At 59.8% G+C, this 14,551-nt stretch carries 12 protein-coding genes; 6 read left to right on the top strand and 6 right to left on the bottom strand.

Annotated features, from left to right (window positions below; genetic code table 11):
* The first annotated feature begins 32 nt into the window (after window positions 1-32).
* Window positions 33-920, top strand: a complete 888-nt coding sequence (map, locus tag KTF55_RS09075) for a type I methionyl aminopeptidase (RefSeq protein ID WP_217108381.1) — start codon at window positions 33-35, stop codon at window positions 918-920.
* Between the two features lie 130 nt (window positions 921-1,050).
* Window positions 1,051-1,986, top strand: a complete 936-nt coding sequence (locus KTF55_RS09070) for a D-2-hydroxyacid dehydrogenase (protein WP_217108380.1) — start codon at window positions 1,051-1,053, stop codon at window positions 1,984-1,986.
* 231 nt (window positions 1,987-2,217) lie between these two features.
* On the opposite strand, the gene KTF55_RS09065 is transcribed toward KTF55_RS09070, so the two are convergent.
* The 3 genes from KTF55_RS09065 to KTF55_RS09055 form a co-directional block, all read right to left on the bottom strand.
* Window positions 2,218-2,712 (bottom strand): PIN domain-containing protein, encoded by a 495-nt coding sequence (locus KTF55_RS09065; RefSeq protein ID WP_217108379.1) that lies wholly within the window; start codon window positions 2,710-2,712, stop codon window positions 2,218-2,220.
* Complete coding sequence (locus KTF55_RS09060; RefSeq protein WP_118081124.1) at window positions 2,705-3,085, bottom strand: translation repressor RelB; 381 nt, start codon at window positions 3,083-3,085, stop codon at window positions 2,705-2,707. The genes KTF55_RS09065 and KTF55_RS09060 overlap by 8 nt, the downstream gene beginning before the upstream one ends.
* 218 nt (window positions 3,086-3,303) lie before the next feature.
* Complete coding sequence (locus tag KTF55_RS09055; protein ID WP_187364998.1) at window positions 3,304-4,689, bottom strand: M18 family aminopeptidase; 1,386 nt, start codon at window positions 4,687-4,689, stop codon at window positions 3,304-3,306.
* A 161-nt stretch (window positions 4,690-4,850) separates the two neighbouring features.
* Here KTF55_RS09055 and KTF55_RS09050 point away from each other — a divergent pair, with 161 nt between their 5' ends.
* Window positions 4,851-5,936: a carcinine hydrolase/isopenicillin-N N-acyltransferase family protein gene (locus KTF55_RS09050; protein WP_217108377.1), complete on the top strand. Its 1,086-nt coding sequence runs from the start codon at window positions 4,851-4,853 to the stop codon at window positions 5,934-5,936.
* Between the two features lie 140 nt (window positions 5,937-6,076).
* Window positions 6,077-7,156: a 6-phosphofructokinase gene (locus KTF55_RS09045; protein ID WP_217108376.1), complete on the top strand. Its 1,080-nt coding sequence runs from the start codon at window positions 6,077-6,079 to the stop codon at window positions 7,154-7,156.
* A 541-nt stretch (window positions 7,157-7,697) separates the two neighbouring features.
* On the opposite strand, the gene KTF55_RS09040 is transcribed toward KTF55_RS09045, so the two are convergent.
* A complete protein-coding gene (locus KTF55_RS09040) occupies window positions 7,698-10,463 on the bottom strand; it encodes an FtsX-like permease family protein (RefSeq protein WP_226790743.1) in 2,766 nt (921 codons plus the stop codon).
* A 5-nt stretch (window positions 10,464-10,468) separates the two neighbouring features.
* Window positions 10,469-11,170, bottom strand: a complete 702-nt coding sequence (locus tag KTF55_RS09035) for an ABC transporter ATP-binding protein (protein ID WP_117766550.1) — start codon at window positions 11,168-11,170, stop codon at window positions 10,469-10,471.
* Window positions 11,171-11,441: 271 nt separating this feature from the next.
* Here KTF55_RS09035 and KTF55_RS09030 point away from each other — a divergent pair, with 271 nt between their 5' ends.
* Complete coding sequence (locus tag KTF55_RS09030; RefSeq protein ID WP_117766548.1) at window positions 11,442-12,080, top strand: GyrI-like domain-containing protein; 639 nt, start codon at window positions 11,442-11,444, stop codon at window positions 12,078-12,080.
* A gap of 185 nt (window positions 12,081-12,265) precedes the next feature.
* Entirely contained in the window at window positions 12,266-13,501 is a 1,236-nt protein-coding gene (locus KTF55_RS09025) for a chloride channel protein (RefSeq protein WP_117766583.1), read from the top strand.
* Between the two features lie 206 nt (window positions 13,502-13,707).
* Here the strand turns inward: KTF55_RS09025 and KTF55_RS09020 are convergent, their stop codons facing one another.
* A complete protein-coding gene (locus KTF55_RS09020) occupies window positions 13,708-14,286 on the bottom strand; it encodes a methylated-DNA--[protein]-cysteine S-methyltransferase (protein ID WP_226790740.1) in 579 nt (192 codons plus the stop codon).
* Between the last annotated feature and the right edge of the window lie 265 nt (window positions 14,287-14,551).

Genomic DNA, 14,551 nt, shown 5'->3' with positions numbered 1-14,551 from the left:
CTATACTAGCTGCGGATGAAAGGAAGTTAGCCATGTATGACAAAGGACCCGTACCCGGCCGCAACGACGCTTGCTGGTGCGGCAGCGGCAAAAAATATAAGAAATGCCATAGCACCTTTGATGAGCGCCTCGAGCGCCTGTGGGAGGAGGGCTGGGAGGTTCTGCCCCGCACGCTCTACAAGACGCCCGCCGATATCGAGGGCATCAAGCGCTCCGCCGCCATCAACGTGGGCGTGCTCGACTACGTAGGCGAGCACATCGCCGCGGGCATGACCACCAACCAGATCGACCAGATGATCTACGACTACACCGTCGAGCACGGTGGCACGCCGGCCGACCTCAACTACGAGGGCTACCCCAAGAGCGTGTGCACCTCGATCAACGACGTGGTCTGCCACGGCATCCCCTGCGATACGGACGTGCTGCACGAGGGCGATATCATCAACGTGGACTGCTCCACGATTCTTGACGGCTACTTTAGCGACTCGAGCCGCATGTTCTGCATCGGTGAGGTCTCTGCCGAGCGCCAGCGTCTTGTCGAGGTCACCCGTGCCAGCGTGGAGGCGGGCCTGGCGGCCGTCAAGCCATGGCTGCCGCTGTCCGTTATGGCCGAGGCCGTACAAAAGACGGTCGAGGACGCCGGCTTTAGCGTGGTGCGCGAGTACGGCGGGCACGGCATTGGCAAAGAGTTCCACGAGGACCCATTTGTGGGCTTTACCACCGAGGCGCCCGATGTGGACACCATCATGGCTCCGGGCATGGTCTTTACCATCGAGCCCATGGTCAACGCCGGAGCGCCCGACATCAAGATTAGCAAGGGTGACGGTTGGTGCGTGCGCACCAAGGACGGCGGCGACTCGGCCCAGTGCGAGGTACAGCTCGTGGTGACCGAGGACGGTTACGAACTGCTGAGCTGGTAGCCGTGGATGCGCCGGATGCTGACGGGCACGCTCGTCTTGCATCCGGCGTTTTTATTTGAACGTTTTGCCTGATAAAACCTGCCAAAATAAACCTGTCCCTTTTTGGTAGGTCGAGCGGAGAGGACTGCTTGTGAACATCCTGGTTTTGTTGCCCGTCAACGACCGTCACCGCGCGATCCTTGAGTCGAGCGCTCCGGGCGAGGACTTTATCTACACGAGCGCCGATGCCGTCACGCGTGAGCAGGTCGCCGACGCCGACGTGATCTTGGGCAACATAGACCCCGCCCTGCTTACCGCGTGCGAGCACCTCCAGCTGCTGCAACTGCAGACCGCGGGCTATGACGATTACCTGGCCGCCGGCACCGTGCCAGCCGACGCCAAGCTTTCCTGCTCGGTGGGCGCCTACGGCCAAGCCGTGAGCGAGCACATGTTTGCCATGGTCCTTTCCATGATGAAGCGCCTGCCCGGCTATCACGACTTGCAGCGCGAGCATCGCTGGGAGGATTTGGGGTCGGTCACCTCGCTCAAAAACGCCAATGTGCTGGTGCTGGGCGCAGGCGATATCGGCGGCCACTTTGCCACGCTATGCCGCAGCATGGGCGCGCACGTCCGCGGCATCAAGCGCCACCCGCTCGTCTACCCCATTGTGTTTGAGGACATGGACGGCATGGATGCCCTGTCTGAGCGCTTGGCCGAAGCCGACGTCGTCGCATCCTTTATGCCGAGCACACCCGAGACCCGCGGCCTGGCAAACGCCGAGTTCTTCGCCGCGATGAAGCCGGGCGCCTTCTTTGCCAACGGCGGCCGCGGCGATCTTGTGGTCGCCGACGACTTGGTTGCCGCCTTGGAGTCGGGACATCTCGCCGGCGCCGCGGTCGACGTCACCGACCCCGAGCCGCTGCCTGAGACAAGCCCCCTGTGGGATGCGCCCAACATGCTCATCACGCCGCACGTCTCCGGCTGGTTCCACCTGGAGGCCACGCTCAACAACGTGGTCGACATTGCCGCGGAAAATCTGCGTCACCTGCAAGCGGGCGAGACGCTTCGCTGCTGGATCGAGCATTAGGGTTCCGCCGTTCTAACGAACGGCGGATCAGTCGACGCTGCGAGCCCGCCGTTTGGCCAATCTGCCGTTCAATTTCAAAGGCGCGACCAGAAGGTCAGCGCCTTTTCATTTCACGGCACCTTGGCTCAAACGGCGGGCTCTCGCTGACTTTTGTTCAACCTGCGGCGCTTTGCTGGCGCGGCCCTACCTGTGGGCTCTCGCTGACCGTTATTCGACCAAAGGGGTCTAGCGCTATTTAAGCGTTGTTAGATAGCTTCTTGCATCTTCTACGTTCATTGCTGCGACGGGCGCATGCGAACAGAGCTTGACATCGTTGGTGACCAGTAAATCTGCTTGGGAGCGCATCGCTGCCGCGATGATTAAATCGTCTTCGTAATCGCTATGGAGCTCACGCTGCTTACTCGCCATCCATATGTCGCTCAGGTCGCAGGGCACGGGCGTAGCAAGTTGCGACAACACATCAAGACAATCCCATGCGAGTGATGTCGCCGCCGAAGCGGCATCTTGAGACAGCGAACCGCGCTCTCGCCGATACCATGCCTTATGTTCACTTGAAATCAAATAGAACAGGTCTTTGGACGATGTCGCCGCATACAGCAAATCCACCTGCGCCGTGCATGCATCGCGTAAAAACTCAATCGCCGCCGAACGACCACGTCGTGAGGGAATGAAGTAATCGAGCCACACGTTGGTGTCAACCAAGATGCGCTTTAGAGCCTCACTCATAGAGCCAGCTCATCTCCTCGCCATAGCGATCAGCATAGGCGTTCCGTTTGAGCTCTTCGTCGTCCGATGGCTGAGCCCTGACCATATCGATTCCCGACTCACGGCAAGCGGCAGCGAACAGCTTCGATCCCTGATCCATGAGCTCGAGTTTACGTTTGGCGGCCTTTTCGCGCTCGCGCTGTTCCGCCCGGGCACGACTGGGCAGCAGGATATCCTCGAGCGCACCGGGGCGATCGGCCAGCGACGCTGCAAGCTGCCAGAGCGCTCGCACCGCTTGGCTCGGCGTCATACCGGCCCTGGAGAGAGCGGCGTCCCCACTCCTTTTGAGATCGGCATCGAGACGTACGTTGATCTGAGCGGCTGTTGTGGTCATGACCCCTCCTTAATACTTCAGAATTATCATAAAACACTATGGTAGATACGTAAAGCATGTATAGCAATAAATTAGTATTAGCCGTGCTCCGTGCACAAAAAGCCGCCGAGGCACATTGCACCTCGGCGGCTACGCATCACCAATCTAGTTCGGTTTCATCCTTTGCATTTGCCCAGATAAAACCTGGCAAAATAAACCTGTCCCTTTTTGGCAGGTTTTTAGAGCTCCACGCTTTCGGCGCCGTTGATGGTTAGGTTTCGCTCGTAGAAGGCGGTGAGGGCACGGATGGCGTACATCACGTCGCGTACGCCGCCGGTCTCGTAGCTTGAGTGCATGGCCAGCTGCGGCAGGCCCACGTCCACGGCGTGCATGCTCGCCTGCATGTTCGACAGGTTACCGAGCGTGGAGCCACCCGCCATATCGCTCTTGTTGGCGAAGGCCTGCGTGGGCACGTCGGCGTCATCGCAAATAGCCTGGAACACCGCGCGGCTAAAGGCATCGGTGCAGTAGTGCTGGTTGGCGGCTTCCTTGATGACGATGCCGCCGTTGAGTACAACCTGATTGCGGGCATCGCACTTCTCGGCGTGGTTGGGGTGCACGGCATGTGCATTGTCGCAGCTTACAAGCATCGAGGCGGCAAGGGCGCGATGGTACGACTCGTCGTCAAAGCCCAGCGATCCGTTAATGCGGCGCAGCGCGTCGGCCAAGAACGTCGACATGGCGCCCTGCTTGGTCTCGGAGCCAACCTCCTCGTTATCAAAGCAGCAGAAGACCGAAACATCGTGCGCGTTCTCGGCACCCAAAAATGCCTGCAGCGAGGTATAGGCGCAGGCTAGGTCGTCGAGCTTGGGCGTCGAGATAAACTCGTCGGCCCAGCCCCAAATGCGCGCATCCTGACGATTGACCAGGAACAGATCGCGGCCCAGGATCTGCTCGGGCTCAACGTCCAGCTCGTCGGCGATCAGAGCATCAAAGTCGCCCTGCTTAAGATCACCGGCGCTGATAAGCGGGCAAAGGTCGACGGCTCGGTTGGGAGCAAAGCCCTCGTTAACGCCGCGGTTCATGTGGATGGCAAGGCTCGGGATAATAGCGACCTCGCGCTCGGTAGCGAGCAAACGACTCTCGATACGGTCGCCCTCGCGTACCAGTACGCGGCCCGCGAGTGCCAGCGGACGGTCGAACCAGGTGTAGTCGATCATGCCGCCGTAGGCCTCGGTGTTCAGGCGCAGCGTCTCGCCTGCGCCATCGAGCTCGGGCACGGCCTTGACCTTAAACGTCGGCGAATCGCTGTGCGACGCCGTGAGCTGAAAATGATAGTCACCGGCAACGCCGTCCTCGCCCCACGTCGCGGCCAGGTCCTCGCCCACCTTAAAGGCAACAACGCTCGAGGTGTTGCGCTGCGTGTAATAACGCCCGCCCGGCTCGATGTCCCACGCCGCGTTCTCGGGCAGGTAGGTAAAGCCCGCCTCGTCGAGCTCGGCCATAATGGTCGCCGCCGTATGGAACATGCTGGGGCATGCCTCGATAAAGTCGATAAGGTCGTTGGCGGCCTCGATATCATCGGCCGTCACATGCGCGCGCTCGGGCGTTTCCTGATCCGTCATGCTCTCCCCTTTCGCTGGGTTGATGGTCCCTTCCAGCATACCCCGCCGCGCCAGCGCTGCACTCTTCATTCCGTGTTTAATCCCGCGCCGCTCACCAAGTTGAGCCATCATGCCCGCGCTCCTTTTGCGACAATTACGCTAACAGGACGAGAGGAGCCGTCATGAAGCCACGTAACATTGCCATCGCCTGCGGTGTCGCGGGCGTCGCCGTCGGCCTTGCCGCTGCCGCCGGCATCGTTTACCGCAAGCAAATCAAATCCGCTGCGTCGCTCAAACGCTTGACCGGCTACGCGGATGGCTATGACCTGTACGCAATCGACATCGTCTACGACTACGACCTCGACTGCATCATCGCCGCCGATGTGCGCGACGACCAGGCCTACATCGATGCTGTGGTGGCACAGGTGTTGCCCGGCGTGCCAGCACATGTCCAGGCGCCCCAGTTTGCCTGCAGCGCTTTTATCGCCGTAGATGCCGAAGGCCGCGTGCGCACCGGTCGCAATTACGACTTTAAGGACGACACCTCGGCGCTGCTGGTGCGCAATCACCCACGCGGCGGCTACGCCTCCATCGGGTTTGCCGCCCTTAACAACCTGGGCGCCAACACTCCGCTTGATTCCGTCGCCGGACGTGCCGCCGCACTCATGGGCCCGTTTGCCCAGCTCGACGGCATCAACGAATGTGGCGTGTCCATTGCCGTACTCACCCTGGATTCCAAACCCTGTGACCAGGACACGCAGCGCCCCGTCATCAATACCTCGCTCGCCATCCGCCTGGTGCTCGACCGTGCCGCCACCACGCAAGAAGCTGTCGACCTGCTTTCCGCCTACGACATGCACGCCATGGCAGGACGCGATTACCACTTCTTTATCAACGACGCCGCCGGTGACGCGCGGGTGGCGGAGTGGGATCCGCGCGATCCGGACCGCGCTTTCAAAGCGACTCCTGTACGCCAGGTTACGAACTTCTACGCCTGCTATGGTGACGAAGTGCTGCCCAACCAAAAGAATGGCGAGCTGGGCCATGGTAAAGAGCGCGCCGTCGCAATCGCCGATGTCCTTGACGCCCATGTCGGTGCCCAGGACGAGGCAGTCGCTTGGAAGGCCCTACGCGCTGCGGCGCAAGAGCCCAATCCGGAAGACATCACCAGCAACACGCAGTGGTCGGTCGTCTTTGACAACACCGAGCCTGCTGCCGCCATCACGCTGCGCCGTCACTGGGGCGATGTCGACGCCTTCGCACCGTAAGGAGCCAGGCCCGTCGACCTTACGCTCGCCTGACGTTGTTTACATTTCTATACGCTTGAGCTAACTCGTTTTGCCCCCGTACCAGCAGTGTGCGGGGGTAAACTTATGCGCATGTTATAACTTGCCCGGAAGGATTCATCATGCTTAGGATCGGTCTTCTTACCAGTGGCGGCGACTGCCAGGCGCTCAACGCCACCATGCGCGGCATTGTCAAAACGCTTATGACCAATAGCGAAGAACCTATCGAGATCTATGGTTTTGAGGACGGCTACCAGGGCCTTATCTACAGCAGGTTCCGTGTCATGACGCCCGCCGATTTTAGCGGCATCCTTACCCGTGGCGGCACTATTCTGGGCACAAGCCGTACGCCGTTCAAGCGCCTGGATATTCCCGAGGCCGACGGCGTCGAGAAGGTGCCGGCAATGGTCCACACCTATCATAAGCTGCAGCTCGACTGCCTGTTTATGCTGGGCGGCAACGGCTCCACCAAGACCGCCAACCGTCTGCGCGAAGAGGGCCTCAACGTTATCGCCCTGCCTAAGACCATCGATAACGACACCTGGGGCACCGAGCTGACGTTTGGCTTTACGAGCGCCATCGACGTCGCCACCAAGTGCATCGACGACATCCACACCACTGCCTCGAGTCACGGCCGCGTGTTCGTTATCGAGATCATGGGCCACAAGGTCGGCTGGATTCCGCTGTACGCCGGCGTCGCGGGCGGCGCGGACGTCATCCTGATTCCCGAGATCCCCTACGACATGGACAACGTCATCAAGACCATCGAACATCGCATGGAGACCGGCAGCCGCTTTACCATCGTGGCCGTCGCCGAGGGCGCTATCTCCAAGGAGGACGCGGCTCTGTCCAAGAAAGAGTACAAGAAGAAGCTCGCCGAGCGCACGAGCCCGTCGATTGTCTACGACATCGCCAAGGAGATTGAGACCAAGACCGGTCGCGAGACCCGCGTCGCCATCCCCGGCCACACGCAGCGCGGCGGTCAGCCCGATGCCCAGGACCGCATCTTTGCGACCCAGTGCGGCGTCGAGGCGGCGCTCGGCTGCCTGCGCGGCGAGTTTGGCTACATGATTGCCCTGCGTGACGGCAAGATGTGTCACATGCCGCTCGAGGAGGTCGCCGGCAAGCTCAAGTATGTCGACCCCCAGAGTGATCTGGTGCGCGAGGCCAAGGCGCTGGGCATCAGCTTCGGCGACGAATAGCCTCGGCCGAAACTGCTCTCATCGGAGACCCCAGGGCTTACCTCCCAAATCGTCCTCGGACATGTCAGGATCCCGCCGTGCGCTTCGCGCGGCGGGATCCTTCCGTCCTGCGGAAAGATTTGGGAGGTAAGCCCTGGGGCCTCCTACGGTGACTGGGGAGGCCGAGACTATTCGTCTTCTTGCTGCGGGTGCCTGGGGTAGGATGCGGCGTGCATTTTTGGGAGTATTCAGCAGCCGAGGGTGCCTGCATACTGGATTTTGGGCGAAAGGCAGGCACCATGGGCCGCATCCTGTAAAAAAACGAGCGGCTCTAGAGGCGTTGGGGCTCAGAATCGGGGCTTTCAGCGCAGTTTTGCACCCCCGCCCCCGCGCCCGCGGACCCCGGGACGCTGAATACTCCGGAATTTGCACGGCGCCCCCTGGGGTACCTGTGGGCAAAAAGCAACCGTCCCGTCAAAGTATGCATTTGGCGGGGCGGTTTATGCAAAAATGCTGCTGCGGGCGCGTCGGCAGCTCGCTAGAACTTGAATCCCAGGACAGGTTACTCGGCGCTTTTGAGGGCGCCGACCATGTCGATCTTGTTGAGGGTACGATTGGTGGCGAGGTTGACAATAAACGTAAAGCCAAAGGAAAGCACCACGGCGAGCACGTAGCTTAGCGGCTCGACCTCAACATCAAAGTACAGCGACGGCATCTGCAGGATGTACGTAAAGCTCTCGGCAAGCAGGCCACCCAGCGGCACGCCCAGTGCGGTGCCAATCGCCGTGAGGATCAACGTCTCCTTGTTGACGTAGTGGTGCACCTCGCCACGGCGGAAGCCCAGCACCTTGATGGTCGCCAGCTCGCGCTCGCGCTCGGAGATATTCGTGTTGGACAGCGTAAACACCACCACAAACGATAGGCACGCCGCCATAAAGGTCACGAGCACCACGACGGAATTGATGATAGTGAAGTTCGCCTCGAAGTTCTGCCAATGTTCAGCCGTGCTCGAGATGGTGAGCCAACCGTCGCTCTTAAGCTTCTTGCTAAACGCAATCTGATCGGCCGACGAGCCCTTAAGCAGCACAAAGACGCCGTTAAGGCGCGCGCTTCGACCGAACGCGCGCTCATAGGTGCCCTGCGTCATGTAAAGCGTGTTGCCCAGATAGTTGAGCGAAATGTCACTGACTTTGACCTTGGCAACATTGAGCGACGAATCCTGGACGTGCGCCGTATCGCCCGGCTGAATCCCCAGTACCAGCTGTGAACTTTTGCTCAGATACACGTCTCCGTCACGCAAAGACAGCGGTTCTTTGGACTCATCCTCCAGGCGCACGTAATCGCCCAAGTCACCCGTGCGGTCGTCGGGAATCACGATGAGCTGCACAGTCTCGCTCTTGCCACCAAACGTAAAGGTGACGTTGTCGGTCATAATCGGCAGGGTTGAGGTCACGGTCACGTTGGAATCATTGGCCGCGCTGCGCTCATCCAATGCCGCGCACGTCTGCGAAAAATCGTCGGGATTGGCGACCGCCAGCAGGTCGTAGCGCGTGATATGCCCGTACTGTTTGGGCGAAAGCGCCACCGACGTGTCACGGATGCCCATACCGCAGATCACGAGCGCTGTGCAGCCGGCGATACCGAAGATGGTCATAAAGGCGCGCTTTTTGTAGCGGAACAGGTTACGCGCCGCCACCTTGTTTAAGAAGCCCATGCGGCGCCAGATAAATCCGATACGCTCGAGCAGAATGCGTGAGCCGGCACGCGGCGCCTTGGGACGCATGAGCGAAGCCGGCGTCTCGGCCATCTCGTGGCGGCAGGCGATAATCGTGGCGCCCACCACGCCCACGGCAAACAGCGCTACCGACACGAGCGACGACACGATATCGTACGAAAGCAGCATCTGGGGCAGCGAGTACATGTCGTCGAACACCGTAAACAGGAACAGCGGCAGGCCCACAAATCCGATGATGTTGCCAAGCACGCCGCCGATCAGACACGCCCACAGCGAGTAGTCCACGTATTTGGACAGGATACGCCCACGTGAATAGCCGAGCGCCTTGTACAGGCCAATAAGTGTACGCTCCTCCTCAACCATGCGCGTGGCGGTGGTGAGGCTGATGAGCACAGCGACGACAAAGAAGATAAATGGGAACACCGTGGCGATGGCCTCGATCGAAGAACTGTCGCTCTCGACGCTCGAGTAGCTTGCGATGTTACCGCGGTCCTGGATGTACCAGGAGCATTCGCCCAGATCGGAAAGCTCGGCGCGGGCATCGGCAAAATGCTGGTCAGCGGCGGCGCGGCGCTGGTCCAACTCGGCCTGAGCCTGGACGCGCTCCTCGCTGCCCTCGGCCATGCGATTGATGTTGCCCTGTTCAATCCCAAAGAGCATATTCGCCTCGCGCTCGGCCGTATCCAAGCTTGCCGGCGTGTCGACCATCAGCTCCTGAGCACGCGCCTTCTCACGCTCCTCACGGATTTTCTCGATATTGCCCTTGACCTCATTGATCTTTGCCGCGTAGGCATCCGAATAGGAGTTGAGACTCTTGGCTCCCTCGACGATCACGTGGACCGCGGAGTAGGAAGAAGATGTCGCGGCGTCCTCGCTCACATAGAACTTATAGTCCGCCGCCGAAGCAGCGCGAAAGGCGTTGACTGTCGAGTCGGAGCTCACATCAGTGGGATCGAGGACCTCGGCCGTAATGGTGTAATCGCCCGCGGCAAACTGATCCTTGGCGCTTTGGTTCGATGAACTTGCGTCATTGGCGGCAAAACTCACCGTATCGCCGAGCTTTTTGCCCGAAGCCTTCAGGAACTTCGAAGTCACCGCAACCTCATCGGCGCTCTCGGGCAAATCGCCGCTCACCAGCACCGGCTGATCGATGTTCTCCTTGGAGAGACTCTGCACGACCACGCGCTCGCGCGTTGTGCCCACGGCGGTGTAGGCGGTCTCGGTGTAGATACCCTCGGCCGTCTCGACGCCGTCGACCTCTTGGATGGCCGCGAGATCGTCGCGCGTAAGGCCATAGGTCGACTGCACGTTAATGTCATAGACATTCTGCTGGTCAAAATAGGCGTCGACCGAATCGCGCAGGTCCTCGCAGCCCGCCTTAAGGCCGCACATCACGCTCACGCCGAGCGCGGTGATGACCACGATGGACAAAAAGCGCTTAAGACTGCCTCGGATTGTGCGGTAGATGCCGCGGCGAAAAACCGTCGGCACCATATCGTTTGAGCTTTGAGCGGTACGGTAGGTCGTAAAATCCTGCTCGCGCTCCGTATTCTGCGCGTCGTGGCGTAGGCTGTTTTGGCGATCTTGGTCCATGGGCGCTACCACTCGATCGTCTCGATAGGCACGGGATTTTGCTGGACCGTCTCGCTCTCCACGCGGCCGCTCCTAAAGCGGATCAGACGATCGGCCATGGGCGCCAGCGCGGAGTTGTGGGTGATGATGATGACCGTAATGCCCTGCTTGCGGCAAGTGTCCTGCAGCAGCTGCAAGATCTGCTTGCCGGTTTTATAGTCAAGTGCGCCCGTGGGCTCGTCGCACAAAAGCAGCTTGGGGTTCTTTGCCAGCGCGCGGGCAATGGACACGCGCTGCTGCTCGCCGCCCGAAAGCTGCGCGGGGAAGTTGGCGAGGCGCTCACCCAAGCCAACCTGGCAAAGCGTTTGCTCGGCATCGAGCGAATCGGGGCAGATTTGCGCCGCAAGCTCAACATTTTCGAGCGCCGTCAGGTTGGGGACCAGATTGTAGAACTGGAAGACAAAGCCGACATCGGCGCGGCGGTATTCCACGAGCTGAGCCTCGTTGGCGGAGCTCACGTCGCGCCCGTCCACCGTCACGGTGCCGGAGGTCGCCGTATCCATGCCGCCCAGAATGTTGAGCGCCGTGGTCTTGCCGGCACCCGAAGCACCCAGAATGATGGCGAGCTCGCCGCGCTCGACCGTAAAGCTCGCGCCGTCGAGTGCGTGAATGCGGGCGTCGCCCTCGCCGTATGCCTTGATGACGTCTTTGAATTCGATATAAGCCATCGATCGGTTCCCATCTGGTCGGATAACTCTTTAGTATTACCCATTTCGCACCGACTAAAAAGGGACGGGTTTATTTTGGCAGGTTCTATATGGGGAAACGGCAGCTATAGATGAGGCGCCGGGGAGGCAGAGAAATCATCGATGGGGTCAGGCCGACCGCCAAACACAACGCACGCATCTCAATCTGTCAGCCAAATCATTCGAACAACTGTTCGTTTCTATGATATGATTCCGCTATCTAAGCAGGCCAATACGCAGAAAGGCGGCCAACATGGCGTTCGACTTTAAGAAGGAATGCAAGGAGCTCTACAGACCTGCAAGCAAGCCGAGTATCATAACTGTCCCGCCTATGAGCTACGTTGCCGTTCGCGGAAAGGGCGACCCAAATACCGAAGGTGGCGAGTATCAAAATGCCCTGCCGCTGCTTTACGGCATCGCCTATACCGTCAAGATGTCAAAGAAAGGCTCAAGGAGTATCGAGGGCTATTTCGACTTTGTGGTACCGCCGCTCGAGGGCTTCTGGTGGCAAGACTCCCCGAGCGGCGACATCGATTATGTACGCAAGGACGATTTCAACTTTATCTCGTGCATCCGCCTGCCCGATTTCGTCACTCAGGATGACTTTGACTGGGCGGTCGCGGAAGCCACGGCCAAAAAGAAACTGGACTTTTCTGCCGTCGAGCTGCTTAAAGTTGACGAGGGTCTCTGCGTTCAATGCATGCATACCGGACCCTACGACAGCGAGCCGGCAACCGTAGACGCCATGCATGAATATGCGACCGAGCAGGGCTATGTCCCCGACTTCTCAGATACCCGTTTACATCACGAAATCTATCTCTCCGATCCACGCAAGTGTGCGCCGGAGAAACTTAAGACCGTGGTTCGTCATCCTATCAAGCGCGCTGAATAGCGTGGAGCGTCATTTCACGCGCTAGGTTTTAAGCCAGCCAACCAGCCGCCTCCTAGGCTGTCAAGCAATTATCTTGACGCGGCCCGTCGCATCTTATAAGTTTGTTTTGCTAAAGCTGGAAAGCCTCTCAACGATGCGCAACTCCAGCTCTTTTTCTATCAAGAGAGCAAGTGTCGGAAAGCAAAATGTCGGAAAGCAACGCATCGAGCAGAATCAAACGCTTGCTCAACACCTATAGCGGCCTCGTGCTTATGGGTGCCGTCGGAATCCCTATCGGCATCATCGTTGGCGCCATCTGCGCACTCTTTGGACGCGTGCTTCTGGCAATCGGCGCCTTCCGCGACGAACACATCGCACTGCTCCTTCCCTTCCTCGCCCTCATGGGCTTGGCCATCGTATTTGCCTACCGCACCTGGGGCAAAGGCACCGATCGGGGCATGAGCCTGGTATTTGACGTAGGTCACGGACGCGAGGATGCCATCTCCCCGCGTTTGGTGCCGCTCATTATGTTGAGCACGTGGGGGACGCACCTCTTTGGCGGCAGTGCGGGGCGCGAGGGCGTGGCCGTGCAGATTGGTGCAACCGTCTCGCACTGGATCGGCAGGCGTCTACCTTTCCGAAACCCCGGCAACACGTTTTTGCTCATTGGTATGGCCGCTGGCTTTGCCGGACTCTTTCGAACGCCGCTCGCTGCTACGGTCTTTGCTATCGAAGTGCTGGTCGCCGGACGCATGGAATACCGCGCGTTGCTCCCCGCGCTTACGGCTTCACTTGCCGCAAGCATGACCTCCGGCGCCCTGGGGCTCGAGAAGTTCGAGGTCGCCGTTACCGCCTCGTATGCGCTCGACCTCCCCGGTCTTGGACGGCTGGCACTGTTGGGCATCGCGTTTGGTATGGTGGGCGGCGCCTTTGCCTGGTGCCTTGCACATGCCAAAACACTTGCGGCGCGGCTGTTCCCCAACCCCTATGCACGCATCGCCGTTATGGGCATCGCGTTATCGGCGATTCTGTTCGCACTATGGCAGGGTCGATACTGCGGGCTTGGCACCAATCTGATATCCGCGGCGCTCGACGGTGACGGCAAGGTCGCCATCATACCTTGGGACTGGGCACTCAAATTCGCACTCACCATTACCACGCTTGCCGCAGGATATCAGGGTGGCGAGGTGACGCCGTTGTTCTCCATCGGAGCCAGCCTGGGTGTCGTACTCGCCGGGATTCTCGGCATGCCCGTCGAGCTCTGCGCCTCACTGGGCTACGCAGCCGTCTTTGGCAGCGCCACCAATACGCTGCTCGCACCCATCCTTATTGGCTGCGAAGTCTTCGGCTTTGGTAACTTGCCGATGTTCATTATTGTCTGCGTTGTGGCTTACCTGTTCAACATGGATAAGTCCATCTACGCCCTGCAGGAGCGGGCGTAGATCGATGTCCAGGCAGGTGGTCTCAGCCGGAAACGGCGTCCCACTCTGAGGCTGTATTCCGGGACACGGTTTCCGCTTGGAACGCCATTCGGAAAGCGCATCCCGCTTTAAAACGGAATTCCGGGACGTAGTTTCCGTCTGAGCCTCCATTCGGAAAGCATGTCCCGTTCTTTCACGGCATCTTGGCTATGCAAAGTGCTCGAACGTTAGTCCTCGTACGCGCCCTCAAGCCGAAGCAGCCACTCCTTGCGGTCAAGCCCGCCGGCATACCCGTTAAGCGAACCATCGGCGGCAACCACGCGATGGCACGGCACAATAATCGAAATGGGATTGCGCGCGACCGCGGCCCCCACGGCACGGGGAGACGCAACGGGTGCTTCGTTTCCCGGTACACGATGTCGAGCCGTAACACGCTGGGCGATCTCACCATACGTAGCGACCTCGCCACGCGGGATAGAAAGCAGCTCAAACCAAACCTCGCGCTGAAACGCCGTACCAATCATATGCAACGGCGGCGTAAACCGAGGCTCCTGCCCCGCAAAATAAGCATTCAGCCAAGCCCAAGAACGCTCAAGTACCGACGAGGCAGCACCGTTTGTCGGATTCACCGAAGACATGCCGCCAGCACCAGAAACCGCATCGGCGCCTTCAACATGTTCGGGATCTTCTTTGAGAAGCGTGGAGCCAAAGTGCTCCTGCCCCTCAAACCAAAGCCCCGTCAAACCGCGGCCATCAGCGGCAAGCAGGATTTCGCCCAAAGGCGAAGCAAACGTCGTCGTGACCACCAGCGGCTCCTTTCAAAACTCCGCAACATAATACCGCGAATTGTGCAGACAACCCCAATCGACCCCACAGTCCCCAAAGGCGGCAGGCGCAAAGCGCCGAGGCCGCCGCCGGGACCAGGGCTCGCAACAGCCACGCGCCCCCACATCAGCCCAGCGGCCTCAACCAACAACAGCCCCATCGCAGGCCGCTCGCAGCAGCGTCACCGCAGGCGGGGGCCGGGCTTAGTTTTCAGAACACTCCGCAGACCAGTGTGGCGCCTTGTCC

It is taken from the genome of Collinsella sp. MSK.8.10 (genome assembly GCF_019041915.1).
GTDB lineage: Bacteria > Actinomycetota > Coriobacteriia > Coriobacteriales > Coriobacteriaceae > Collinsella.
Note: the sequence above shows the minus strand (reverse complement) of the source record. Positions and strands in the feature narration are given on the sequence as shown.